This window comes from Nocardioides sp. SLBN-35, assembly GCF_006715725.1.
Lineage (GTDB): Bacteria > Actinomycetota > Actinomycetes > Propionibacteriales > Nocardioidaceae > Nocardioides.
On sequence record NZ_VFNU01000001.1, the window covers coordinates 2,997,897 to 3,018,776 of the forward strand.

The 20,880-nt window shown below is 72.6% G+C and carries 27 protein-coding genes; 11 read left to right on the forward strand and 16 right to left on the reverse strand.

Annotation, left to right across the window (positions count from 1 at the left end):
• Positions 1 to 48: 48 nt before the first annotated feature.
• On the forward strand, positions 49 to 909 hold the full coding sequence (locus tag FBY23_RS14540; protein WP_141798792.1) for an SDR family oxidoreductase: 861 nt from the start codon (positions 49 to 51) through the stop codon (positions 907 to 909).
• On the opposite strand, the gene FBY23_RS14545 is transcribed toward FBY23_RS14540, so the two are convergent.
• The 4 genes from FBY23_RS14545 to FBY23_RS14560 are packed head-to-tail and all read right to left on the reverse strand — an operon-like array spanning position 887 to position 4,361.
• A complete protein-coding gene (locus tag FBY23_RS14545; protein ID WP_141798793.1) occupies positions 887 to 2,476 on the reverse strand; it encodes an FAD-binding oxidoreductase in 1,590 nt (529 codons plus the stop codon). The genes FBY23_RS14540 and FBY23_RS14545 overlap by 23 nt on opposite strands.
• A complete protein-coding gene (locus FBY23_RS14550; protein WP_141798794.1) occupies positions 2,473 to 3,096 on the reverse strand; it encodes a TetR/AcrR family transcriptional regulator in 624 nt (207 codons plus the stop codon). The genes FBY23_RS14545 and FBY23_RS14550 overlap by 4 nt, the downstream gene beginning before the upstream one ends.
• A 51-nt stretch (positions 3,097 to 3,147) precedes the next feature.
• Positions 3,148 to 3,543, reverse strand: a complete 396-nt coding sequence (locus tag FBY23_RS14555; RefSeq protein ID WP_141798795.1) for a hypothetical protein — start codon at positions 3,541 to 3,543, stop codon at positions 3,148 to 3,150.
• Positions 3,540 to 4,361: an alpha/beta fold hydrolase gene (locus FBY23_RS14560; RefSeq protein ID WP_160158243.1), complete on the reverse strand. Its 822-nt coding sequence runs from the start codon at positions 4,359 to 4,361 to the stop codon at positions 3,540 to 3,542. The genes FBY23_RS14555 and FBY23_RS14560 overlap by 4 nt, the downstream gene beginning before the upstream one ends.
• 39 nt (positions 4,362 to 4,400) lie before the next feature.
• Here FBY23_RS14560 and FBY23_RS14565 point away from each other — a divergent pair, with 39 nt between their 5' ends.
• The 4 genes from FBY23_RS14565 to FBY23_RS14580 all read left to right on the forward strand — a co-directional run bounded on the left by FBY23_RS14565 (position 4,401) and on the right by FBY23_RS14580 (position 6,365).
• Complete coding sequence (locus FBY23_RS14565; RefSeq protein ID WP_141798797.1) at positions 4,401 to 4,910, forward strand: helix-turn-helix transcriptional regulator; 510 nt, start codon at positions 4,401 to 4,403, stop codon at positions 4,908 to 4,910.
• Positions 4,911 to 4,915: 5 nt separating this feature from the next.
• A complete protein-coding gene (locus tag FBY23_RS14570; RefSeq protein ID WP_174245213.1) occupies positions 4,916 to 5,326 on the forward strand; it encodes a VOC family protein in 411 nt (136 codons plus the stop codon).
• 11 nt (positions 5,327 to 5,337) lie between these two features.
• On the forward strand, positions 5,338 to 5,802 hold the full coding sequence (locus FBY23_RS14575; protein WP_141798799.1) for a pyridoxamine 5'-phosphate oxidase family protein: 465 nt from the start codon (positions 5,338 to 5,340) through the stop codon (positions 5,800 to 5,802).
• A gap of 92 nt (positions 5,803 to 5,894) precedes the next feature.
• Positions 5,895 to 6,365, forward strand: coding sequence for a nuclear transport factor 2 family protein (locus tag FBY23_RS14580; protein WP_141798800.1), 471 nt, complete (start codon positions 5,895 to 5,897; stop codon positions 6,363 to 6,365).
• Here the strand turns inward: FBY23_RS14580 and FBY23_RS14585 are convergent, their stop codons facing one another.
• Genes FBY23_RS14585 through helR form a run of 4 tightly spaced genes read right to left on the reverse strand, consistent with a single transcriptional unit; the run spans position 6,366 to position 11,718 of the window.
• Positions 6,366 to 7,529, reverse strand: a complete 1,164-nt coding sequence (locus tag FBY23_RS14585) for a sulfotransferase (protein WP_141798801.1) — start codon at positions 7,527 to 7,529, stop codon at positions 6,366 to 6,368. It lies immediately after the preceding gene.
• Entirely contained in the window at positions 7,529 to 8,320 is a 792-nt protein-coding gene (locus FBY23_RS14590; RefSeq protein ID WP_141798802.1) for an SDR family oxidoreductase, read from the reverse strand. Before FBY23_RS14590 ends, FBY23_RS14585 begins: the two co-directional genes overlap by 1 nt.
• Positions 8,317 to 9,513, reverse strand: coding sequence for a hypothetical protein (locus FBY23_RS14595; protein ID WP_222117824.1), 1,197 nt, complete (start codon positions 9,511 to 9,513; stop codon positions 8,317 to 8,319). The genes FBY23_RS14590 and FBY23_RS14595 overlap by 4 nt, the downstream gene beginning before the upstream one ends.
• 48 nt (positions 9,514 to 9,561) lie before the next feature.
• Positions 9,562 to 11,718 (reverse strand): RNA polymerase recycling motor ATPase HelR, encoded by a 2,157-nt coding sequence (helR, locus tag FBY23_RS14600; RefSeq protein WP_260805973.1) that lies wholly within the window; start codon positions 11,716 to 11,718, stop codon positions 9,562 to 9,564.
• A gap of 150 nt (positions 11,719 to 11,868) precedes the next feature.
• On the opposite strand from helR, the gene FBY23_RS14605 reads away from it, so the two are divergent.
• Positions 11,869 to 12,330, forward strand: coding sequence for a VOC family protein (locus tag FBY23_RS14605; protein WP_141798804.1), 462 nt, complete (start codon positions 11,869 to 11,871; stop codon positions 12,328 to 12,330).
• A 380-nt stretch (positions 12,331 to 12,710) separates the two neighbouring features.
• On the opposite strand, the gene FBY23_RS14610 is transcribed toward FBY23_RS14605, so the two are convergent.
• Positions 12,711 to 13,709 carry an IS110 family transposase gene (locus tag FBY23_RS14610; RefSeq protein ID WP_222117825.1) on the reverse strand — a complete coding sequence of 333 codons (999 nt, stop codon included), beginning with the start codon at positions 13,707 to 13,709 and terminating at the stop codon, positions 12,711 to 12,713.
• Between the two features lie 197 nt (positions 13,710 to 13,906).
• On the opposite strand from FBY23_RS14610, the gene FBY23_RS14615 reads away from it, so the two are divergent.
• Positions 13,907 to 14,653: an SDR family oxidoreductase gene (locus tag FBY23_RS14615; protein ID WP_141798805.1), complete on the forward strand. Its 747-nt coding sequence runs from the start codon at positions 13,907 to 13,909 to the stop codon at positions 14,651 to 14,653.
• 52 nt (positions 14,654 to 14,705) lie between these two features.
• Positions 14,706 to 15,128, forward strand: a complete 423-nt coding sequence (locus FBY23_RS14620; RefSeq protein WP_141798806.1) for a DUF3224 domain-containing protein — start codon at positions 14,706 to 14,708, stop codon at positions 15,126 to 15,128.
• Positions 15,129 to 15,130: 2 nt separating this feature from the next.
• Here FBY23_RS14620 and FBY23_RS14625 read toward each other — a convergent pair whose 3' ends face one another.
• Both FBY23_RS14625 and FBY23_RS14630 read right to left on the reverse strand, forming a co-directional pair.
• A complete protein-coding gene (locus FBY23_RS14625) occupies positions 15,131 to 15,898 on the reverse strand; it encodes a hypothetical protein (RefSeq protein ID WP_141798807.1) in 768 nt (255 codons plus the stop codon).
• Entirely contained in the window at positions 15,895 to 16,458 is a 564-nt protein-coding gene (locus tag FBY23_RS14630) for an RNA polymerase sigma factor (RefSeq protein ID WP_141798808.1), read from the reverse strand. Before FBY23_RS14630 ends, FBY23_RS14625 begins: the two co-directional genes overlap by 4 nt.
• A 59-nt stretch (positions 16,459 to 16,517) precedes the next feature.
• Here FBY23_RS14630 and FBY23_RS14635 point away from each other — a divergent pair, with 59 nt between their 5' ends.
• Positions 16,518 to 16,991 (forward strand): hypothetical protein, encoded by a 474-nt coding sequence (locus tag FBY23_RS14635; protein ID WP_141798809.1) that lies wholly within the window; start codon positions 16,518 to 16,520, stop codon positions 16,989 to 16,991.
• An 18-nt stretch (positions 16,992 to 17,009) separates the two neighbouring features.
• Positions 17,010 to 17,564 (forward strand): DapH/DapD/GlmU-related protein, encoded by a 555-nt coding sequence (locus tag FBY23_RS14640; RefSeq protein ID WP_222117826.1) that lies wholly within the window; start codon positions 17,010 to 17,012, stop codon positions 17,562 to 17,564.
• Here FBY23_RS14640 and FBY23_RS14645 read toward each other — a convergent pair.
• Genes FBY23_RS14645 through FBY23_RS14660 form a run of 4 tightly spaced genes read right to left on the reverse strand, consistent with a single transcriptional unit; the run spans position 17,548 to position 19,352 of the window.
• Complete coding sequence (locus tag FBY23_RS14645; protein ID WP_141798810.1) at positions 17,548 to 18,321, reverse strand: hypothetical protein; 774 nt, start codon at positions 18,319 to 18,321, stop codon at positions 17,548 to 17,550. The genes FBY23_RS14640 and FBY23_RS14645 overlap by 17 nt on opposite strands.
• Positions 18,321 to 18,830: a hypothetical protein gene (locus tag FBY23_RS14650; protein WP_141798811.1), complete on the reverse strand. Its 510-nt coding sequence runs from the start codon at positions 18,828 to 18,830 to the stop codon at positions 18,321 to 18,323. The genes FBY23_RS14645 and FBY23_RS14650 overlap by 1 nt, the downstream gene beginning before the upstream one ends.
• 2 nt (positions 18,831 to 18,832) lie before the next feature.
• Positions 18,833 to 19,171, reverse strand: a complete 339-nt coding sequence (locus tag FBY23_RS14655; protein ID WP_141798812.1) for a type II toxin-antitoxin system PemK/MazF family toxin — start codon at positions 19,169 to 19,171, stop codon at positions 18,833 to 18,835.
• Positions 19,155 to 19,352, reverse strand: coding sequence for a hypothetical protein (locus FBY23_RS14660; RefSeq protein WP_174245214.1), 198 nt, complete (start codon positions 19,350 to 19,352; stop codon positions 19,155 to 19,157). Before FBY23_RS14660 ends, FBY23_RS14655 begins: the two co-directional genes overlap by 17 nt.
• 74 nt (positions 19,353 to 19,426) lie before the next feature.
• On the opposite strand from FBY23_RS14660, the gene FBY23_RS14665 reads away from it, so the two are divergent.
• The gene (locus tag FBY23_RS14665) at positions 19,427 to 20,062 is read left to right on the forward strand and encodes a hypothetical protein (protein WP_141798814.1); all 636 of its coding nucleotides are present in this window, start codon (positions 19,427 to 19,429) and stop codon (positions 20,060 to 20,062) included.
• Here FBY23_RS14665 and FBY23_RS14670 read toward each other — a convergent pair.
• Positions 20,059 to 20,814 carry a class I SAM-dependent methyltransferase gene (locus tag FBY23_RS14670; RefSeq protein ID WP_141798815.1) on the reverse strand — a complete coding sequence of 252 codons (756 nt, stop codon included), beginning with the start codon at positions 20,812 to 20,814 and terminating at the stop codon, positions 20,059 to 20,061. The two genes, FBY23_RS14665 and FBY23_RS14670, sit on opposite strands and share 4 nt — an antisense overlap.
• Positions 20,815 to 20,880 lie beyond the last annotated feature (66 nt).

Below are 20,880 nucleotides of genomic sequence, written 5' to 3' on the forward strand. Positions count from 1 at the left end.
GACCGGGGGAGGACGACATGTCGGCCGGTCGCCCGCGAGGATCGCGCCATGGGTGACCTCGTGCCTGACCTGAGCGGCAAGACCTTCCTGGTGACCGGAGCCAACACCGGGATCGGCAAGGAGACCGTCCGCGGCCTGGCGGCTCGCGGCGCGCGGGTGGTGGTCGCGGGCCGCTCGGAGGAGAGGACCCGCGCCGCGATCGGCGAGATCACGTCCGACACCGGCAGCACCGACCTCGACTTCCTGCCGCTCGACCTGGGCGACCTGGCGTCCGTGCGCAGGGCCGCGGAGAGGTTCCTGGCCTCGGGCGAGCGCCTGGACGTGCTGGTCAACAACGCCGGGCTCGCCGGCAGGCGGGGGATGACCGCGAGCGGCTTCGAGCTCGCCTTCGGCACCAACCACGTCGGGCCGTTCCTGCTCACCGAGCTGCTCCGCGACCGGATCGTGGAGACCGGGCCCGGGCGGATCGTCAACGTCGCGAGCGCCGGGCACTACCGCGCCCCGGGCATCGACTGGGACGCCGTGCGGCAGCCGTCGGCTACCCGCACCGCGTTCGACGAGTACTGCGTCTCCAAGCTGGCCAACGTGCTGCACGCCCGCGAGCTCGGCCGACGGCTGGAGGGCACGGGCGTGACGACGTACTCCCTGCACCCCGGCGCGATCGCCTCCGACGTGTGGCGCGAGGTGCCGTTCGGGCTGCGCCACGTCATGAAGCTGTTCATGAAGTCGCCCGAGCAGGGCGCCCGGACCTCGTTGTACTGCGCGACCTCGCCCGACGTCGACGGCGACACCGGGCGCTACTACGACTCGGAGCGGGAGAAGACGCCGTCGAAGGTCGTCACCGACGAGCTCGCCGCCGAGCTGTGGGAGCGCAGCGAGGCGTGGGTCAGACCAGTACTCCGGGGTTGAGGATGCCGCCCGGGTCGAGGGCGGACTTGGCCGCCCGCAGGGCGGCGGCGAAGGGCTCGGGCCGCTGGGCGTCGTACCACGGGCGGTGGTCACGGCCCACCGCGTGGTGGTGGGTGATCGTGCCGCCGTGGTCGGCGATGGCGGTGGAGACGGCCGCCTTGATCTCGTCCCACTGGGCCAGGGTGCTGCCCCACCGGCCGCCGGCGTAGACGCCGTAGTAGGGCGCCGGGCCGTCCGGGTAGACGTGCGTGAAGCGGCATGTCACCAGACCCTGGCCGCCGCACACCTCGTCGATCGCCCGCTGCGCGGCGCCGGTGACCGCGGCGTGGAACGCGGGGAAGGCGTCCCAGGTGCACGCGGTCTCGAAGGTCTCCACGACCATCGAGCGGCGGGCGAGCGCGTCGCGCTGGTAGGGCATCCGGATGAAGGACGATCGCCAGGCCTGGGAGGCGTCGGTGCCGGTCGTGCCGGTCGCCTTGTCGCGGGTTGCCAGGACGGTGCCGCGGTGGTCGGCGACCAGCTCGAGCGCCCGGTCCAGCCAGGCGTCGACCGGGTGGTCGGCGGACTCGAACGCGAGGATGAGCACGCCGCCGTCGACGGCGGTCCCGGCATTGACCAGCGCCTCGGCCGGGTCGAGGAGCCGGCAGTTGGCGGGGTGCAGCCCGGACTGGGCGATGGCGCGGGTCGCGGCCACCGCGTCGTCGTACGACCCGAAGCCGATGGTGGCGGTGCGTTGCCACTCCGGGCGCCGCTGCAGTCGCATCCATGCCTCGGTGATGACGCCGAGGGCGCCCTCGGAGCCGAGGAACATCCGGTCGGGGGACGGACCGGCACCCGACCCGGGGAGCCGGCGGGACTCGCCCGTGCCGGAGGGGGAGACGACCCGGATCGACTCGGTGAGGTCGTCGATGTGCGTGGTGAGGGTGGCGAAGTGACCGCCGGCGCGGGTCGCGAGCCAGCCGCCGAGGGTGGAGAACTCGAAGGACTGTGGGAAGTGGCGCAGCGTGAGGCCCTGGGGGCGCAGCTGGTCCTCGAGAGCCGGGCCGTAGGCGCCGGCCTGGATCCGGGCGGCGCGGCTGACCGGGTCGACCTCCAGGACCCGGTCGAGCGCGGCGAGGTCGAGGGTGACCGCGGGGCCGTCGAAGCGGGGCTCGACGCCGCCGACGACCGAGCTGCCGCCGCCGTACGGGACCACGGGGAGGCTGATCGCCGTGCACCAGTCGAGGACGTCGACGACGTCCTGCTCGGTGCGCGGCCGCACGACGAGGTCCGGGACGTGGGCGACGTCGCCGTGCAGGTTGCGCACGACGTCGCGGAACGCCTTGCCGCGGGCGTGGGAGAGGCGGTCGACGACGCCGGTCGAGCACAGGCCCGCGAGCGCCGCGGGCGGTGCCACCCGGGGAGCCGGTACGCCGAGCGCGTGCGGGTCGGGCGGCTGGTGGTCGGTGAGGTCGTGGCCGGGCAGCAGCGGTGCGACCCGGTCGACGAGGGCGGCGGTCTCGGTGGGGGTGAGTTGGGCGGCGTCGGCTCCCCAGCCCCACCAGGACCGGTCGGTGCTCGGGTTCACGAGGTGCTCCTGGCGAGTGCGGTGAGGGCGCGGCGGCCGCGGGCGGTCATCTCGGTGGGGCTGCGGTCGGGGTGGCGCAGCCACCAGGCGACCAGCGCGGACACGCTGCTCATCCAGATCTCGGTCAGGATCGCGACGTCGTCCGCGTCGCCGACCTCCGCGAGCGAGCCGACCCCGGCGCCCGCCTGGGCCGCGATCCGGAGCCGGGCGGCGCGTGCGGCCTCGTGGGCGGCCGAGCCCGGTGGAGGCGTGCGGTCGTTGAGGACGTTCCAGTCGTGGGGGCGCGGCTCGAGGGCGGTGAAGATCGCTGCCAGGGTGCCCTCCGCGAGCTCGAGCGCCCCGCCGCCGTGGGCGAGCACCTCGTCGACCCGGTCGGCGATGCCGTCTCCGGCGCGCCGGGCGCAGGCGGCGAAGAGCGCGTCCTTGGAGCCGAAGTAGCCGAGGACGAGCTGCTTGGAGACGCCGGCGCCGGTCGCGACGGCGGACAGCGAGGCGCCGGCGTACCCGAGCCGTCCGAACTCGCCGACCGCGGCGTCCAGGATCTGCTGCTCACGCGTGGCGCGGGGGACGCCCTTGCTGCCCGCGGTGCTGCCCGACGTGCTTCCGATGTGGGCCGGCATGACCTCTCCTTCGGTTGACCGATCGGTAATTTACCGATCGGTCAACCGAAGTCAAGAGGCCAGGATCGCGACGACCGGCAGGCCGATCGCCACCACGAGCAGCGCGACGAGGAGCAGCACGAACGGCAGCAGGCCGGGGACCTTCTGCTTCGTGAACCCCATCGCGCCGCCCATGAAGGTCAGCACGGGAGCGGCGTAGAAGACATCGACGGTCTGGCCCGGCGCCAGCTGGACCTGCTGGCTGGCCTGCCCGTAGCGCCACATCCACTGCGCGTGCGCGGACACGGTGTGCACGCCCGGCGGCATCGGGACGACGTTCGGCCCGAACTGGGCCGGGACGGGGTAGCCGTTGACCTGGACGCTGGGCGTGATCATGGTGAGCATCCGGTTGCCCTGGAGGTTGACGCGGAGGTAGCCGGGCGGGGGCGGAGGGGGCTGCGCGCTCATGCGCGCGACCCTACGAGGTCGAGCAGCGCGGGCCAGGCGGCGGACCCCAGCCGGCGGTCGGCATCGGCCGTGCCGCCGCGACACATCCGCTGACCGGCCTCCACGACGTCCTCGCCGGGCAGCACCGCGCGGTGCCCGGCCTGCGGATCCGCGACCAGGGAGGTGGCGCGGCCGTGCCGGGCCCGACGGAGCACGATCTCCTCCGCCTGCTCGCGCGCGGGCCACACCTGGTCGTCGTCGCCGGCGACGAGGACGACGTCGGGGATCCGCTCGACGGGCAGGCTCGCCGCAGCGACGTCCTCGGGTGCCGCGGCCCGGGAGCGGGCGTAGAGGTCGCGATAGGCGGGCGGGTCGGTCGGCGGCTCCCAGTGCACGAACCGGACGAACGGCACCGGGGCGCCGTCCAGCGTCCAGTGGGAGGTCTGCCGGCCGTCACCGGTGACCCCGGCCCAGACCACGTCGCTGGGCGCGAAGGCCGCCACCCCGTCGACCGGCGCCTGGGTCAGCGAGGCGGTCGCGAGCGCGGCCTCGGCGCCGAAGGAGAGACCGACGAGAAGCACCCGGTCGCACTCGGCGGCGAGCGACTCGGCCCGGGCGGCGAAGGTCTCGAGCGGGATCTCCCACGGTCCGTCGTGCTGCTCGGGGCCGCCGAACCACTGGATCGACTCCGCGAGCACGCCCTGCTCGGCCAGCAGCCGGGCCCGCTGCTCGTCCACCCGGCCGCTCGACCCGCCGAGCACGAGGGCACCCACGCCGACGGGGTCGTCCGGCTCCCAGCGGACGCCGACGGGTGCGGACAGCTCGATCCGGCGGGCCATGGCTGCGACCCTACTCACCCGATCGGCCATCATGGGGGCGTGAGCACCCTCGATCCCGAACGGCTGCGCACCCTCACGCTGTTGCGGAGGGTGCGCGACCGGATCGATCGCGAGTACGCCCGTCCGCTCGACGTCGAGGCGCTCGCCCGCGACGTGCACATGTCGGCCGGCCACCTGAGCCGCGAGTTCAAGAAGGCGTACGGCGAGCCGCCGTACTCCTACCTGATGACCCGCAGGATCGAGCGGGCGATGGCGCTATTGCGCCGCGGCGACCTGAGCGTCACCGACATCTGCTTCGAGGTGGGCTTCTCCTCGCTCGGCACGTTCAGCACCCGGTTCACCGAGCTGGTCGGGGTGCCGCCGAGCGCGTACCGCGACGACGCGCCCGTGCCCGGGGACGGTGCCGTCGAACCGCCGTCGTGCGTGACCAAGAAGGTCACCCGGCCGGTACGACGAGGCGGCGCGCAGACCAGCCCGGACGGTCCCGGGGCGGGCCCGGCATCGGTCAGGAATCGAGAAGCGCCGCACTTCGAGCCGCCACTAGCGTGAGCGACATGGACATCAGCATTCAGCACAGCTTCCTCCCGCAGACCGACCCCGAGGCCTCGCTGGCCTTCTACCGAGACGTGCTCGGCTTCGAGATCCTCAACGACGTCGGCTACGGCGAGATGCGGTGGATCACCGTGGCGCCCAAGGGGCAGTCGACCCCGTCGGTCGTGCTCGCCCCGCCGGCGGCCGACCCCGGCATCACCGAGGACGAGAAGCGCGTGATCGCCGAGATGATGGCGAAGGGCACCTACGCCACGCTCGTGCTCAGCACCCCCGACCTCGACGGCACCTTCGACCGGATCCAGGCCACCGGCGCCGAGGTGATCCAGGAGCCGATCGACCAGCCGTACGGCGTGCGCGACTGCGCCTTCCGCGACCCGGCCGGCAACCACATCCGCATCAACCAGGCCGGCTGAGCCGCGCGCCCATGGCCGACTTCGACCCGCCCCCGGCGCGTGACCGTGCGACCCGGCAGGCCGACACGCGAGCCCTGCTGGCGACCCCCGCGGTCGACGTGTGGGTCGCCACGGCGTCCGCCGCCGGCGTACCCCACCTCGTGCCGGTGTCCCTGGCCTGGGTGGGGGAGCGGATCGTGGTCGCGGTCGAGGCGAGGTCGACCACCGCGCGCAACCTGCTCGCCTCCGGCGTCGCGCGCCTCGGCGTCGGTCCGACGCGCGACGTCACGATGATCGACGCGGTGCTCGAGCGCTCGCTCGGCGTGGACGACGACGCCGGGCTGGGCGAGGCCTACGCGGCGCAGGCGGACTGGGACCCGCGCGGGCTGCCCGGCTACGTCTTCCTGGTGCTCCGGCCCGAACGGATGCAGGCCTGGCGCGAGTCCAACGAGATCGCGGGGCGCACGATCCTGAGGTCGGGGGACTGGCTGCCATGACGGGTCGGTCCCGCTGATCGGGAGACACCTCTCCCCGGGCGGTCGCCGCCGCCACGCTCGGCTCTCGACCGTCCCCGAGCCGAGGAGTCCCGATGTCCGACCCGCAGTCCGCCGACCGGTGGGCGATCATGGAGGTCCGCCACCGCTACATGCGCAGCGTGGACCTGCACGACTGGGACGCCGTCGCGGCGACCCTCGCGCCGGAGATGGTCGCGCGCTACCGGCCCGACCTGGTCACCGAGGGGGCCGACGCGCTGGTCGCCGAGCTGAGCAGCCGGCTCACCGACGAGCGGATCACCGTCCACCAGGTCGGCAACCCGAGCATCGAGGTCGACGGCGACGAGGCCAGCGGCACCTGGACGGTGTCGGACCGGACCGTGTGCACCGACGTCGGCTACGTCGTCGAGGGCGCCTCGCTCTCCACCGACCGCTACCGGCGCGACCCCGACCGGGGCTGGCTGATCACCGAGATCTCCTACCGCCGCTTCTGCGAGACCTCGGTGTCGCTGGCCGACCTGCCGAGCTTCCGGGTGCTGGCGACGCCGGCCGCCGGGCTCGGCTGATCAGCGCAGGGCGAGCTCGGGGAAGGCCGTCAGGTAGCGGTCGAACCGCTCGGTGACCTCGCCGGCGCTCAGCCCGAACTCCTCGAGGGAGTAGGCGTGGTCGGGTCGGCGGTCCCCGCGCCGGCTCACGTCGTCGGCCGCCGTCACCGCGGCGTGGGCCTCGTCGTCGAACGGCAGCCGGAAGGCGTCGTACAACCGCTCGACGGTGCCGACCGGGTCGGCGACGAACTCCTCGTAGCGCACGTCGGCGAACTGGGCCGGGTCGTAGGTCGCCCGCGCGTCGAGGAACCGGTCGGTGGCGCCGGCCCACAGGTCCAGGCTGTCGCGCCCGACGGTCGCGGCCTCGAAGACGGTCGAGTTCCCGGCCGAGGTCTTCGACGTCAGGCTGCTGACCGACGCGACGACCGTGCGCGGGTCGCGGTGGGTCTGCACCACCAGCGCGTCGGGGTAGGCCGCCATCAGCGCGTCGAGCGAGAACAGGTGGCCCGGGTTCTTGAGGACCCAGCGCTTCTCGGGGCTGGTCATCCCGATCAGCTGGAGGATCCGGCGGTGCCGGCGGTAGCTGCCGCCGAGGTCCTGCTCACCGAGCCAGGAGGTGTACGACGGCAGGTGGGCCACGCTCGGGAACGCGAGCGAGCGCATCGACTGGTGCTCCAGCCACCAGCACTCCTCGACCACCTCGGGCGCCATGAAGTGCATGCCCTTCAGGCCGGGGACGGCGGCGTTGCGGCGGTCGATCTGGTCCTGCATCGCCTGGAAGTCGGGGCTCGACGCCCAGTGGTCGCGCAGCGGACGCGGCTGGGGCGCGGCGGCCAGCCAGAGCTGGAGGCCCTGGTGGCGCGGGTCGGCGCACAGGAGGCGGTGCAGGGCCGTCGTACCGGAGCGGGGCAGGCCGGTGACGAAGATCGGCCGGGTCACCGGCGTCTCCGCGTGCGCGGGGTGCTCGCGCCAGGCGGCCTCGGTGCGCAGCCGGCCGGCGAGCGCGTTGGCCAGGGCGCCCTCGACCTTGGCGCGGCCCTTGTCGGTCAGCCCCGCCTCGTGCTCGTAGCCGTCGAGGAGGGCGTGCAGCCCCTCGACGTACTCCCGGTCGCCGAAGTCGGTCAGTCCGGTCCGGGTCGTGGCGCGCTCGTGCAGCTCGTCGGCCAGGTTCATCGTGTGCTCCATCAGTGGTGGGTCGCGCCGGACGTGACGTCGAGGCACTGCCCGGTGATCGCCCGGGCGAGGTCGGAGGCGAGGAACACCGCCGCGTCGGCGATCTCCTCGGGGCGGGGCAGGCGCCGCAGGTCGGTGTCGGCGGCGATCTCGTCGTGGATCACCTCGGGTGTCACCCCGCGGGCCCGCGCCGCCTTCGCGAAGCTGGCCTCGACGGCGTCGCCCATGATGTAACCCGGGGCGATCGAGTTGACCCGCACGCCCTGCGGGCCGAGCTCGATGGACAGGCCGCGGGCCAGCGCGAGCAGACTGGCCTTGGTCATCCGGTAGGCGCCGAACCGGGGGAGCCGGTTGCGCACGATCATCGAGTTCACCACGACGACCGAGCCCCTGCTCGCCACGAGTGCGGGCGCGGCACGGCGCACCATCTCCAGCGCCATCAGCGGCGAGGCGAGCTCGTCACGGACCCGGTCGAGACCGCTGTCGAGGAGGTTCTCCCGGCTGGGCGGGAGGTAGGCGTTGTGCAGCACCGCGTCGAGCCGGCCGAGCTCGGCCAGCGTCGTGTCGACGAGGTGGCCGACCGCGACGGGATCCGCCAGGTCGGTCGGTACGACGACCGCGCGGCGCCCGGTGGCACGCACCTCCTGCGCGACGGCGCCGAGACGCTCGGCGTTGCGAGAGGCGAGCACCACGTCCGCGCCGGCGATCGCGCTGCGGACCGCGAGGGCCTGGCCCAGGCCGGGGCCCACGCCCGCCACCAGGACGGCCTTGCCGGCGAGGACGCCGGTCACCGGGTCCGTCATGCCATCATCCGGTCGCCCACGGCGGCCTGGCGCGCGGCGATCCGCTGTGCCCACTGCGCGGAGGTGACCCGCTGCTGGTCGTGGAAGGGCAGTCGCCGCGCGAGCTCGGCGTACGGGACGACCTCGGTGGTCGGTCCGTCCTCGGCGGTGAGCGGGCGGTCTACGCGCTGCCAGCGGATCTGGAGGTAGCCCTCGGTGAGGCCGGTGGTCTCCAGCCAGTTGGCCAGGCCGGGGTCCTGGCGGCTCACGACGAACCGGATCCGGCCGTCGGGGTCCACCTGCGCCTGGTCGGCGGTGAGGCTGGTCTGGTGGTCGACGTAGTCGAGGGAGACGTACCACTTCGTGCCGAGCTGCATGCCCTGGTACGGCATGCCGGACGCCGGGACCGTGATGACCAGCGCCTGGTCGTCGGCGAGGTCGAAATGGCCGGCGGAGCTGTACTGGCTGGCCAGGCCGCCGGGCGTGATCTTCGGTGCGTACATCGTGTTGACCGGCTGGTCGAGGTAGAACCGCTCGACGAACTCGAGGAACGTGCGGGCGTAGCCGAGGAGGGTGCGCGCGGCGCGGGCGTAGCGGGCCTCGATGGCCGCCAGGGTGACCGGCACGCCGGGCACGCCGATCCGGTCGGCGCGCTGGACGCGCAGGGTGCCGGCCCGCTCGGACGTCCAGTCGCTGAAGGTCTGGCGCACCAGCAGCCGCTGGGCGTCGGGGGACAGGGTGAAGTAGCCGGGGCCGCCGTCCTCGCGCGGCCCGAACCGGATCTCGAAGCTGCCGTCGTCGGCGACCGGGAAGTCACGGTCGTCGAAGGCCAGGTGACTCGCGGGCGCGGTGTTGCCGGCGTGGGAGCCGGCGAGCACCTGGAAGACGAGGTCGGCGCTGGAGCCGCGGTTGCCGGTGACGACGTACTCCGCGTCGCCGGAGATCTGTGCGGCGAAGTAGAGCGTGTCCGGGTTGTCGAGGCCCATCTTCGTCCACTGCGTGGAGGGCCGGGCGAAGTGCGGGTCGGCCGGGTCGCTCGCCCACGCACTCGCCAGGCCGACCCGGACCAGGCCGGCGAGGTAGTCCAGGCCCTCCGCGACGTCGCGCTCGGTGCGGACGTGCGGCGCGGCGAGGAGCACCCGCTCCGCCTCCTGGATCGCCTCCGCGAGCAGGGCGGTGCCGGCACTGGTCGTGATCTGGGTCTCTTGCGTCACCCAGCGGAAACTAGGGAGCGGCGCTCGGCGCCCGAGCAGGGGTCCCGCTCATCGGGACCCCTCGATCACCACCAGGCGCTGGGTGGCGCGGGTCATCGCGACGTACCTGTCGACGGCACCCTCGATGCCCGTCCCGAACCGCTCCGGCTCGACGAGGACGACGAGGTCGAACTCGAGCCCCTTGGCATGCTCGGGGCTGAGCGAGCGGACCCTGGCCGTCGGCGTGAGCCCGGGATCGCCGATGACGCAGGCGATGCCCTCGGGATGGGTCCGCTCCCACTCGTCGAGGATCGCCGGGAGGTCGGTGCGAACGGCGTACTCGACCGGAACTCCCGTGCTGCGGACCGAGGTCGGGACGTTCGCGTCGGGGAGCACGGCACGGATCACCGGCGCCGCCGCCTCCATGACCTCGGCCGGGGTGCGGTAGTTCACGGTGAGCGAGGCGAGGTCGACGTCGTGGAGGCCGGCCCGCTCGAGCCGCTCCGTCCAGGTCTCGGTGAACCCGTGCCGCGCCTGGGCCCGGTCGCCGACCACGGTGAAGCTGCGCGACGGACAGCGGCGCAGCAGCATCTGCCACTCGGCGTCGGTGAGCTCCTGGGCCTCGTCGACGACGACATGGGCGAACGGGCCGGCGTACCGGTCCGGGTCGGCGGCCTGCCCGGACTGCTGGTCGCCGGCGGCGAGGGCGCCGCGCAGGTCGGTGCCGCGGAGCATCGACATGATCATCATGTCGGAGTCGTCGGTCGCGATCAGGTGGTCGACGACCCTGTCCATCTCCTCCCGCTCCCGGGCGGCGGTGGCCTCCTGGCGGCGCCGGGCGCGAGCCGCCTCGGGGTCGCCGAGCCGGGCCCGTGCGGCGTCGAGGAGGGGGAGGTCCGCGGTGGTCCAGGCCTGCGGTGGCCTCCTGCGGAGGGTGGCGACCTCGTCAGGGGAGAGCCAGGGGGCGCAGTGGCGCAGGTACGCCGGGACCTCCCACAGGTCACCGACGACGTCGCTCGCCTCGAGCATCGGCCACGCCTTCGCCACCGCGTCGACCAGCTCGCCGTTGCGGCGCAGGGAGCGGCGCAGCTGCTCCTCGGTCGCGTCGGTGTCGTCGTGCTTGTCGACGAGGATGTCGAGCAGCGCCTCCCAGACCTGGTCCCGGCCCTCGTTGTGAGGCGTGCCGGGGTCCGGTGCTCCGAACGCCTCGGCCCAGTCACTGGCGCTGAGCCATACGTCGGACCAGTCGGTCGCCACCACCATGCCCTCGGTCGGCGGCTCCTCGTAGAGCCGCACCGCCGGCTCGACGGCGCCGACCATCCGGGCGTCCGCCTTGAGCCGGGCGACCTCGGGGTCGGTCTCCTCGGCTGCCGCCGCGCCCTCGGCGACGAGGTTGCGCAGCGTGCAGGTGCGCACGCCCTCCTCGCCGAGACCGGGCAGCACGTCGGCGACGTAGGAGAGGTAGGGCTCGTGCGGGCCGACGAAGAGGACGCCGCCGCGGCCCTCGCCGAGCCGCGGGTCGGCGTACAGCAGGTAGGCGGCGCGGTGCAGCGCGACCACGGTCTTGCCCGTGCCGGGGCCGCCGTCGACGACGAGGGTGCCGCGCGAGCCGGCGCGGATGATCGCGTCCTGGTCGGCCTGGATGGTGGCGAGCACGTCGCGCATCCGCTCCGAGCGACTCGTGCCGAGGCTCGCGACGAAGGCGGACTGGTCGTCGAGGGCGGCGCCGGCGGCGGCGAGCGCGTCGGCGGTGAAGACCTCGTCCCAGTAGTCGGTGACCCGGCCGTTCGTCCAGCGGTACCGGCGCCGGCTGGCCAGGCCCATCGGACTGCCGTGGGTGGCGCCGAAGAACGGCTCGGCCGCCGGGGAGCGCCAGTCGACGAGGAGGCGCCGGCCCTCGGCGTCGGTCAGTCCGAAGCGGCCGATGTGGACCGTCTCGCCGGCGGTGGTGACCATGCGACCCAGGCACAGGTCGAGCCGGTAGCGGCGCAGGGCCCGGAGGCGAGTGCCGAGCCGGTGCACCTCGAGGTCGCGGTCCATGGCCTCCTGGCCGCTGCCGCCGGGCTGTCGTCGTACGTCGGCCAGGCGGTCCTCGAGGTCGGCGACGGTGTCCTCGAGGCTGGCCTCGATCGCGGCGAAGTGCTGTTCGTCGGTGGCGATGAGGGCGGGGTCGGCCTTGGCCGGGTGGTCGTGCAGGTCGAACGCGCGGGTCGTCGCGTGGGTCAAATCATCAGCTCCCATGGGGGTTTCGCGGCTCCGCCGCTCGGCGGAGACCGGGATTCTGCCTGCTCCAGGGGGCCTTGCGGCAAGACCCCCTGTGCGCTATACGTTGAGTACGGAGGGAGCTGTGTCGGTGGGGCCCGGTAGAACCGGAGCATGAGCCGAGACCTCCAGATCACGTTCGACTGCCACGACCCGCGCGCTCTCTCGAGGTTCTGGAGCGCGGTGCTGGGCTACGCCATCCCGGGCCCGCCGGGGGTGCCGCTCGCCGAGGGGGAGGATCCGCTGGCGGCGTGGGACGCCTTCCTCGAGCGGATCGGGGTTCCGGAGTCCGAGCGGAACTCACGCTCGGCGATCGAGGACCCCGACGGGACCCGACCACGGGTGTTCTTCCAGCGGGTGCCCGAGGACAAGGTGGTCAAGAACCGGGTGCACCTCGACGTGCGCGCCGCGCCCGGGCTGGCGGGCGACGAGCGGATGGCGACTCTCGAGGCGGAGTGCACCCGCCTGGTCGGCCTCGGCGCCCGGCGGATCGGGCGGTTCGAGCCGGAGCCGCCGATGGGTGGTGGGCACATCGTGATGGCCGACCCCGAGGGGAACGAGTTCTGCCTGGACTGATATGTAGGTCTTTCCTGTCAAGTGGCAGGGTGAAGCGCCGCCACGGCTGGTTGTCGTGGCGGCGCTTCTGTTCTGGCCTGGGGGTGCCGGTTCGTTTTGAGCGGGTCTGTCGACGCACGTGGTCAGACTGATATGCGCGGGTTGGTTACCGCAGGGCCGCGATTCGGCGGGAGCGCTGCGCTGGTGTCTGAGGTCGAGCGTCACGAACACGGCACGAACAAGGTCGTTGGCCGGTGCGTGGCTCACAGTCCAGGCGCGGGTCGGCTCCAGCACGTTGCTGTCGACGAGTCGGCGGTCCGGGCCAGAAGCTTCAGGGGCCGGGCGTCAGTCGGGCAGTTCAATCGGGCAGGGTGGCCAGGGACCAGCACCAGCCGGCCAGCTCACGCGCGATCGCGGTGCTCGCCACGGTGTGCTTCTTCTTCCGGGCGCTCATCGTGACCCAGCGCTGGTGAAGGCGCTGGTTCCCGGCATGGGCACGCGCACGGGCCGCTGCGGGGGCTTGGTCCCAGCGGGCCTGGAGGAGTCTTGCCCACCAGATAGCGACGCTGGTGATGCCAGGCCGCCTCGACCAGCAGCCGTCGGACGTGGGTGTTGCCGGCCTTGGTGATGCTCCCTTGGCGGCGCGACTGGCCGCTGGAGTGCTCGGACGGCACCAGTCCGAGGTAGGCGCCGATGCTGGCACCGGTGAACCGTTCCCAGTCACCGATCTCGACCGCGAGCGCGAACGCGGTCAACGTCGAGACACCGCGCAGGCACCACAGCTTGCGCACGATCGGTGTGAACTCGGACTCGGTAGCCATCGCGGTGATGGTCGCGTCGAGCCGGTCGCGGCGAGCCACCGCGAACGCGACCGCTTCCAGATCGGCCTCATAGGCGGCACGAGTGCCGGCCTGGTGGGGCAGGTCGAACCGGATCCGGCGCAGCCACGCCTCGTGAACGCCGGTCCACGCCCGCCCGCCGTAGTAGACGTGCCCGTGGCGCAGCAGCAGCTTGGATACCCGGTGCCTGGCCCGGAGCAGGTCGACGCGAACGTCTTCGCGTGCCCGGACCAGGTCACGCGCGGCCTCTTGGGTCACCGTCGGCACCCGCACGCTGGTGATCTGTCCGACCCGCAACAACTGGGCCAGCAACAACGCGTCCTTGGCGTCGGTCTTGACCCGATCGCCCGAAGGTCGGGTCAGCTTCGAAGGAGCCGCGACCTCGCAGCGGATCCCGGCCGCGGTCAACGCCCGGTACAGTCCGAACCCGGTCGGGCCGGCCTCGTAGGTGGCTGCGACCGGACCGGGCAGGGTCCGCAACCACTTGATGACTTCCTCGTGGGCTGGCACGAGGGTCGTCTTGAACACCTCGCCCGTCACCGAATCCAGACCGGTCGCCACGACCGACCGTGCGTGCACATCGAGCCCAACACTCGTACGCTCAACAATCACCGGGGCCTCCTTACGACTGTGGATAGGCCGAGCAGGCGGCCCCTGCTCGGTAACCCACGAACATGCGCAAGAGAGGCCCCGGCCCGCAACCACCTCAAACCGAGGCAGTCACCTCATACGGTCTGACGGATCGGTAGCGTCACGGCATGGAGCGACGACTCGCGGTGGTGACCGGCGGCAGCAGGGGGATCGGTGCGGCCACCGCCCGGATGCTGGCGGGCTCCGGGTGGAACGTGCTGCTGACCTACCGGTCGAACCGGGCCGCCGCGGAGTCGGTGGCTGCCCGGTGCTCGGACCTTGGGGGGTGGGCCGGGGCGGTCGAGCTCGACGTGGCTGAGGAGTCGGCCGTCGAGGAGGTGTTCCGGTCCCTGCCGGCCGAGGCGGGGACGTTGCGGGCGCTCGTCAACAACGCCGGGATCGTCGCGCCCACCTCGCGGGTCGTGGACCTCTCGGCCGAGCGGGTGCGCCGGGTGCTCGAGGTCAACGTGCTGGGCGTGCTGCTGTGCGCGCGGGAGGCGGTGCGGCTGATGGCACCGCCGTCCGGTGCCGGGGGTGCGATCGTCAACGTGTCCTCCCGCGCCGCCGAGCTCGGCTCACCGGGCGAGTACGTCGACTACGCCGCCTCGAAGGCGGCCGTCGACGCCGTCACCCGTGGCCTGGCGCTGGAGACCGCCGGCCAGGGGATCCGCGTCAACAGCGTGCGGCTCGGGCTGATGGACACCGCCATCCACGCCCGCAACGGGGAGCCGGGACGCTTGGAGCGGGTCGCGCCGACGATCCCGATGGGTCGGCCCGGCACGACCACCGAGGCCGCGGCCGCCATCTGCTGGCTGCTGGACGACGCGTCGTCGTACACGACCGGTGCGGTTCTCGACGTGTCGGGCGGGCGGTGACCTGTCGGATTCGTTCAAGCGGTCCGCACGGCCGCTGCGTAGCCTCGGCGCCATGAGAGCCGCCGCGACCTTCACCGTGTCCGACTGGACGCCCCTCGACCTGCCCCGGGCCGTCGGCGGGGTCGGCGTACCCGAGACGGCGGCGCCCGCCGGCGTCGCCGCCATGGTGAAGACCTTCGCCGGCGACCTCGCCGGCCGCTCGGTCACCTGGTTCGTCGGCGGGCTGAACACCACCAGCGGGGCCGGGACCTATGTCGCGGTCGAGTCGTTCGAGGGGACGCTCGGCGGACGGCCCGGGACGTTCGGGTTCGTGCACGCCGCCTCGACGCACGGCAGCGACAGGTACGACGAGTACTTCACCGTGGTGCCCGACAGCGGCACCGGCGCCCTGGCCGGGATCACCGGCCAGGGCTCGCTGGCGATCGACGAGGACGGCACCCACCGCGTCGAGCTGGAGTACCTGCTCCCGCAGTGAGGTCAGCCGACCGGAGCGACGCTGACCTTGGTGCCGAGGACCCGGCCCTCGGCGTCGAGGAAGGTCAGCGTCACCTGCGGTACGCCGACCGCCTCGGGCAGCGCGGCGCCGTAGCCGTGGGAGTCGGCTCGGACCGGGAGGGTTCGGTCCACGCCTGGCGCCTGGATCCGCACCTGGGTGGCGGTCGGCCAGGGCGAGATCCCGTAGATCAGGGGCTCGCTGTCGGTGAAGTAGCCGCCGATCTGCTCCGGTGAGGTGAGCTCCTGGGGCGGGACGTCGTCGCCGACCCAGATCATGCCGCCGCAGCCGTACTCGAGCTCCTTCTTCGTCGGCATGCCCGTGCCGTCCCAGACGCCGTCGCTCATCGCATAGCAGACCTTGCCGGTCGAGGAGGTCGCGACCCAGAACGCGAAGACGCCGTGGTCGGTGTCGAACTGCGCGACCAGTGCGGGCTCGTGCAGCTTGCCGAGCCCGTTGCCCGTGGTGTTCGGCTGCCGGGCGAAGTCCTCGATGACACTGGACACGACCTCAGTCGGGCCGCCGAGGGCGACGGCGGTCGTCGTACCGATGACGGAGAAGGCAAGGCCGACACCGATCGCGGTACGACGGCGAGCGCGCCGGCGTCGTGCGGCGGCGGCGTGGTGGGTGGCCCGGTCCTCCCGCAGGATCCGGGCCAGGGTGGCCTCCGACCAGGCCGGGTCGAGCGGCGGGGGAGCGGGGGCGAGGGCGGTGAGAACGGCAGGGGCGGCAGGGGCGTGGTCCGTGGTCATCGGAGTCCACCTTCGGTGAGAGGTCGGCTGGGGGAGGCGGCACGCTTGTCCGCTGGTGGGTCGTGGTCGAGGTGTGCGTCGAGGGCGGTGCGGGCGCGGTGGGCGCGGACCCGGAAGGTGCCCGGTCGCAGGCCGAGGACCTCGGCCGCGGCGTCGGGGGAGAGGCCGTCCCAGGCGACGAGCAGGAGCGCCTCGCGCTGGGTGTCGGGCAGAGCGGCCAGTGCCTCGAGTGCGGCCATCCGGTCGGTGGCGAGCATCGCCGCATCGGCCTCCGGGCGCGCGGCCCGGTCGAGCAGCGTGAGCCGGTCGTGGAGGGCGGTGCGTCGGCGCGCCGAGCGACGGCTGTTGCCGATCACCTTGCGTGCGGTGGCGATCAGCCAGCCGATCGGCGGCTCGGGTACGTCGTCCCAGCGGCGCCAGGCCTGGACGAAGGTCTCGGCCACGACGTCCTGCACGTCGTCCGGCGCCACGTGGCGGCGCGCGTAGGCCGCGACCCGCGGGCCGTCACGGCGCCACGCCTCGCTGAACGCTGCCTCGGGGGCGTCTTCGGAGTTGCTCATGTCCTTGTAGTGTCCGGCTCGCTGCTGGTGTTACCGCTGGGGTCACTAGTGTGGTCGCGATGATCCGGGAGCGCATCGAGCGGGACCTCGACCGGTTGGTCGCCGTCCTCGATTCGCTCGACGCCGGGCCGGGCGTGCTGGCCGGCCGGTCTGCCTACGACTGGCTGACCGAGGTCGACGCCGACGTGTCCTGGGTGTTCGACCAGGCGCCGGTCAGTGTGGCGCCCACCCGCAACGTCGTCGGGCACGTGCAGGTGTTCGTTCCTCCTGTCGGTGCGCCGTGGGTGGATGCGGTCGCCTCGGCGGCGGGCGTCGAGGCGGACCGGCTGCTGGTGATCGGGCGGTTCTTCGTCAAGGACATGCGATTCGACCAGGGCATCGGTCGGTACCTGCTCACCGAGTGCGTCAAGCGGATCGCGGCCCGGGGGAGCGTCGCGGTGCTCGATCCCGACGGGCTCGCGCTCGTGCCGCGGGTGCTGTGGTGCCGCCTCGGGTTCTCCGAGGACACCGCGGCCCCGGTTCTGTTGCCGTGACGTGCCAGCATCCAGGCTGTGCGCAACGAGCAGCGGATCCCGACCCGAACCCCTGAGTCCCGCGCGTTCGCCGAGCGCGTGAACGTCGTCATGAGCCTGACCGCGCAGCTCAACGCGCTGCCGTACGAGGACCTCGAGCAGCGCCGGTCGCTGATCACGCGGATCTTCGGCGGCGACGTGCCCGAGTCGCTCTCGATCCTGCCGCCGTTCCACTGCGACTACGGCCTCGGCGCGAGCTTCGGCGAACGCGTGTTCATCAACCAGGGCTGCTACTTCCTCGACCTCGGTGGCATCACCATCGGAGACCGTGTCCTGATCGGTCCACGGGTCACGCTCAGCACCGCCGGCCACCCGGTCGAGCCCGCCGAGCGCTTCGACTTCCTCACCCACGCGCCGATCGTGATCGAGGACGACGTGTGGATCGGCGCCGGTGCGACGATCACCCCCGGGGTGACGGTCGGGCGCGGATCGGTGGTCGGTGCCGGCGCGGTCGTGGCGGCCGACGTACCGCCGATGTGCGTGGTGACCGGCACCAGCGTCGTCGTCCGCAAGGAGCTCAGCGACCCGGTCTGAGCACTCCCTGGACCGCCTCCGGGCGCACCCGGACCATCGAGACGAGCGCGATGCCGTCCTGGGTCCACGCGTCGGCGACGAGTCCGGTGACGTCGAGCAGGTAGGTGTCGCTGACGTCGCCGGAGCGGGCGCTGAGGTCGTCCTGTGTCGGGCACAGCAGGACGTCGGTGCTGGTCGGCCAGCCCCGACGCACGAGCTCGTCGTGCAGCGCATCGGTGACCAGGACCTCGACCTGGTCCACCTCCGCCAGCGACTCGTTGGCGAGCAGCGCACCGTTCAGCCCGACGACATAGCCGTCGTGGGGGAGCTCCAGTGCTCTCAGCGCGTCGCTCAGCCGGCGCCACGTCCAGGTCGACCGCCCGGGCAGGGGCTGGTCCGCGGTGCTCGACGCCGCGAGGAACGCCGCGACCGCGTGGCGGTCGAGCTGCAGCATCGAGACGACTCGCACGTCGTCCTGGACCCACGCATCCGTGATCAGGTCGACGATCGGCGCCAGGTAGACATCGCTCACCTCGCCGGCCCGGACGACGAGTCCGGGCTCGCCCGGGCAGGCCAGGCCGTCGTCCGCCGTACGACGCGGCCAGCCTTCCCGGAGAAGCGCGCCGTTCAGGTCGTCGGTGGCGAGCAGCACCACCTCGGCGGTGTTGTCGACCGACTCGTTGGCGAGCATCGCGCCGGCCAGGCCGACGACGTACTCGTCCGCGGGCAGCTCCAACGTGGTGACGGCCGCGTGCAGGCGGGCCCAGGTCCAGGACACTAGAGCACTGCGCTCCAGGTCCGCGGCTCGCCGGTGTGCACGATCGCCCACGTGCCGGTCGCGGGATCGAGCATCACCGAGACGGATCGGTCAGCGGTGCCCCGGCCGGCCGCCTCGCAATCCGACCAGTCGCACACGTGGCTGAGGATGGCGTGGCTCCCGTCCGACAGCGTGACCCGCACCTGTAGCTCTCCCTCGGTGCTTGCGGTCTCTCGCGGGATCCGCGTCCATCCGATCGCCCGGGCCGGAACCAGCGACCCGGTCCGGGCGAGCTCCTGGGTCGCGGCGAGCTTGCGGCGCGCAGCACGGGGGAGCCGCACGCCTGCGACCAGGCAGCCGACGGTCGGCAACGACAACACGGCCAGCAGGAACCACCCCGGCACCGCCTGGCCGGTGGCGATCAGTCCGACGGGGATCGACAGCAGCACGAGTCCCAGCGCCAGCACCACGGGTGCCATGCGCCGGTCGTTCCTCGCCATGGCGGGCGTCTGCCACACGATCTCGGTCATCGTCACAGGTCCAACAGCAGCCCGAGCGTCTCGCGGACCTCGCCGAGAAGCACCGGACCGATGTTTCCCGTACGGCCGTGGATCCGGGTCGCGGCCACGGAGCGCACGTGCTGGCACTGCGCCGCCGACGTCGCGTCCAGGCGATTCACGTCGTCCGGGTCGATGATCACCTCGGCTCCGCTCTGGCGCACCGTGCGCGTCAAGGGCACGACCTGGACCACGTTCGGCCCACCTCGCAGGACGCGCGCAGCCGTCACCACGACAGCAGGCCGACGGAGCCCGGCCTCGCTGCCGCTGGGGATACCGAGGTCGAGGTCGACGACGTCACCCGGCGTCAGCATCAAGCCAGGCTGTCTCGTCGTCGGTGAGGTCGGTGGAGAGGTCTCGGGCCATGGCGTCCTGGCGGAGGGCGCGAATCGCCCGGCTCACTGTCTCGTCGATGGTCTCGTGACGCTCGGTGGCCAACCGGATCACCCGCGCATGCGTCTGCCTGCTGATCCGGATCGTCGTCGTGTCGCCCATGAGGTCCATATTACGGCGTGTAGACAGAACCATCTACATGATCGTGCGGGCCGCAGTAGGGGAGACTTGCCGGCATGACAGATCGACCACCCACCGACGACGAGAGCATCGCCGGCCACAACGACCTGTGGAGGAGTCTCACGCGCCCCGACAACGAGGTCCCGGCATCGGTCGCCGTCGATCTCGTGCTGGGCTCGAACGCGGACGTGGTGGCGTTCGTCTCGGGCATGTTGGTCTTCAGCACCGGCGTCGAGCTGACCCTCGACGTGCGGGCCCGGCCGGGCCACCGCATCGACGGCGAGGCACTGGCGGACCTGCTCTTCCACAGGAGTCGCGGAGGCAAGCCCTACCTGTTCGGCGTCGAGTACGCCGACGGGCGACGCTCTGCCCGACGCCACACCTTCTCTCCCGTCCCCGAGTCCGATCCGGACGCGGTATCGCTCCTCCAGTCGGGCGGCTCGGGCGGTGGCGGCAACAGCTACTCGTCGAGCTACTTCCTCTCGCCCCTTCCTCCGCCCGGTGAGGTGCACTTCCACTTCCTGTGGCCCGACGCCGCGATCCCCGAGACCAGGTCCACCATGAGCGCGGATGCGATCATCGACGCGGCGTCGAGAGCCCGCGTGCTCTGGCCCTGGGAGGACGAGACGTGGGGGGAGGAGGACGCCCCGGAGATCGTCCACGACCTCCCTGCCGGCAGCTGGTTCGCCTAGGCCCTGCTCGCGACCACCCTGTAGTCCTCGGCGTTGCCGTCGAACGTGCTCATGTCGATGCGGAGGCCAACGCTGTACAGCTCGGCCTCGAGCTCGTCGTACCGGAAGGGCCAGCACGAGAGGAGCTCCGAGCGGACGAGGACCGGCCCGGCCGCGTCGACCTGCGCGATCGCGATCTCGATGTGGTGCTCGTCCTCCCACCGCGGTGCGATGTCCCAGCGGTAGACCACGAGCGCATCGCGACCGTTGCGGTGCACGAGGCGGTCACCGATGTCCAGCCGGGAGCCCCTGGCCCGGACCAGCTCCCAGGTTCGGGAGGTGAGCACGAGGCGCCCGCCGGGGCGCAGCAGCCGTGCCATCGACTCCAGGGCGGCGACCCTGCCGCCGGCGCCTGCCGCGTGGGCGAGCGAGTTGCCGACGCAGAACACCACGTCGAAGGTGCCGTCGTCGAGATGGTCGGGCAGCTCGTGCCAGTGCGCCCGCAGCGTGCGTACCGACGCCCCGAACTTCTCGGCCAGCTCCGCCGTCCGACGGACCATCGTCTCGCTGGCGTCCGTCGCGACGACCTGCAGGCCGCGACCGGCGAGGCCCACGGCCAGCTGTCCGGTCCCGCAGGAACAGTCGAGGACGTGAGCGTTCGGCGGCAGGGGAGCGATGACGTCATCGAATGACGCCACGAACTCGGCCGGGCTCAGCCGTGCGTCCGAGATGAGCCATTCGTACACCTCGCCGAGCGCGTCATAGCCCGTCATCAACACCACCTCCGCCCGCAGCCCGATCTGGGGGACTCAGTAGACCAGCGCGATCGCCAGGCTCAC

Bases quoted from the DNA above. Each gene is read 5' to 3' on its own strand.
- FBY23_RS14540 (WP_141798792.1), top strand. From the start codon at position 49: ATGGGTGACCTCGTGCCTGACCTGAGCGGCAAGACCTTCCTGGTGACC.
- FBY23_RS14550 (WP_141798794.1), bottom strand. From the start codon at position 3,096: ATGCCGGCCCACATCGGAAGCACGTCGGGCAGCACCGCGGGCAGCAAG.
- FBY23_RS14555 (WP_141798795.1), bottom strand. From the start codon at position 3,543: ATGAGCGCGCAGCCCCCTCCGCCCCCGCCCGGCTACCTCCGCGTCAAC.
- FBY23_RS14560 (WP_160158243.1), bottom strand. From the start codon at position 4,361: ATGGCCCGCCGGATCGAGCTGTCCGCACCCGTCGGCGTCCGCTGGGAG.
- FBY23_RS14570 (WP_174245213.1), top strand. From the start codon at position 4,916: ATGGACATCAGCATTCAGCACAGCTTCCTCCCGCAGACCGACCCCGAG.
- FBY23_RS14575 (WP_141798799.1), top strand. From the start codon at position 5,338: ATGGCCGACTTCGACCCGCCCCCGGCGCGTGACCGTGCGACCCGGCAG.
- FBY23_RS14580 (WP_141798800.1), top strand. From the start codon at position 5,895: ATGTCCGACCCGCAGTCCGCCGACCGGTGGGCGATCATGGAGGTCCGC.
- FBY23_RS14585 (WP_141798801.1), bottom strand. From the start codon at position 7,529: ATGGAGCACACGATGAACCTGGCCGACGAGCTGCACGAGCGCGCCACG.
- FBY23_RS14590 (WP_141798802.1), bottom strand. From the start codon at position 8,320: ATGACGGACCCGGTGACCGGCGTCCTCGCCGGCAAGGCCGTCCTGGTG.
- FBY23_RS14605 (WP_141798804.1), top strand. From the start codon at position 11,869: ATGAGCCGAGACCTCCAGATCACGTTCGACTGCCACGACCCGCGCGCT.
- FBY23_RS14615 (WP_141798805.1), top strand. From the start codon at position 13,907: ATGGAGCGACGACTCGCGGTGGTGACCGGCGGCAGCAGGGGGATCGGT.
- FBY23_RS14620 (WP_141798806.1), top strand. From the start codon at position 14,706: ATGAGAGCCGCCGCGACCTTCACCGTGTCCGACTGGACGCCCCTCGAC.
- FBY23_RS14625 (WP_141798807.1), bottom strand. From the start codon at position 15,898: ATGACCACGGACCACGCCCCTGCCGCCCCTGCCGTTCTCACCGCCCTC.
- FBY23_RS14630 (WP_141798808.1), bottom strand. From the start codon at position 16,458: ATGAGCAACTCCGAAGACGCCCCCGAGGCAGCGTTCAGCGAGGCGTGG.
- FBY23_RS14635 (WP_141798809.1), top strand. From the start codon at position 16,518: ATGATCCGGGAGCGCATCGAGCGGGACCTCGACCGGTTGGTCGCCGTC.
- FBY23_RS14650 (WP_141798811.1), bottom strand. From the start codon at position 18,830: ATGACCGAGATCGTGTGGCAGACGCCCGCCATGGCGAGGAACGACCGG.
- FBY23_RS14655 (WP_141798812.1), bottom strand. From the start codon at position 19,171: ATGCTGACGCCGGGTGACGTCGTCGACCTCGACCTCGGTATCCCCAGC.
- FBY23_RS14660 (WP_174245214.1), bottom strand. From the start codon at position 19,352: ATGGGCGACACGACGACGATCCGGATCAGCAGGCAGACGCATGCGCGG.
- FBY23_RS14665 (WP_141798814.1), top strand. From the start codon at position 19,427: ATGACAGATCGACCACCCACCGACGACGAGAGCATCGCCGGCCACAAC.
- FBY23_RS14670 (WP_141798815.1), bottom strand. From the start codon at position 20,814: ATGACGGGCTATGACGCGCTCGGCGAGGTGTACGAATGGCTCATCTCG.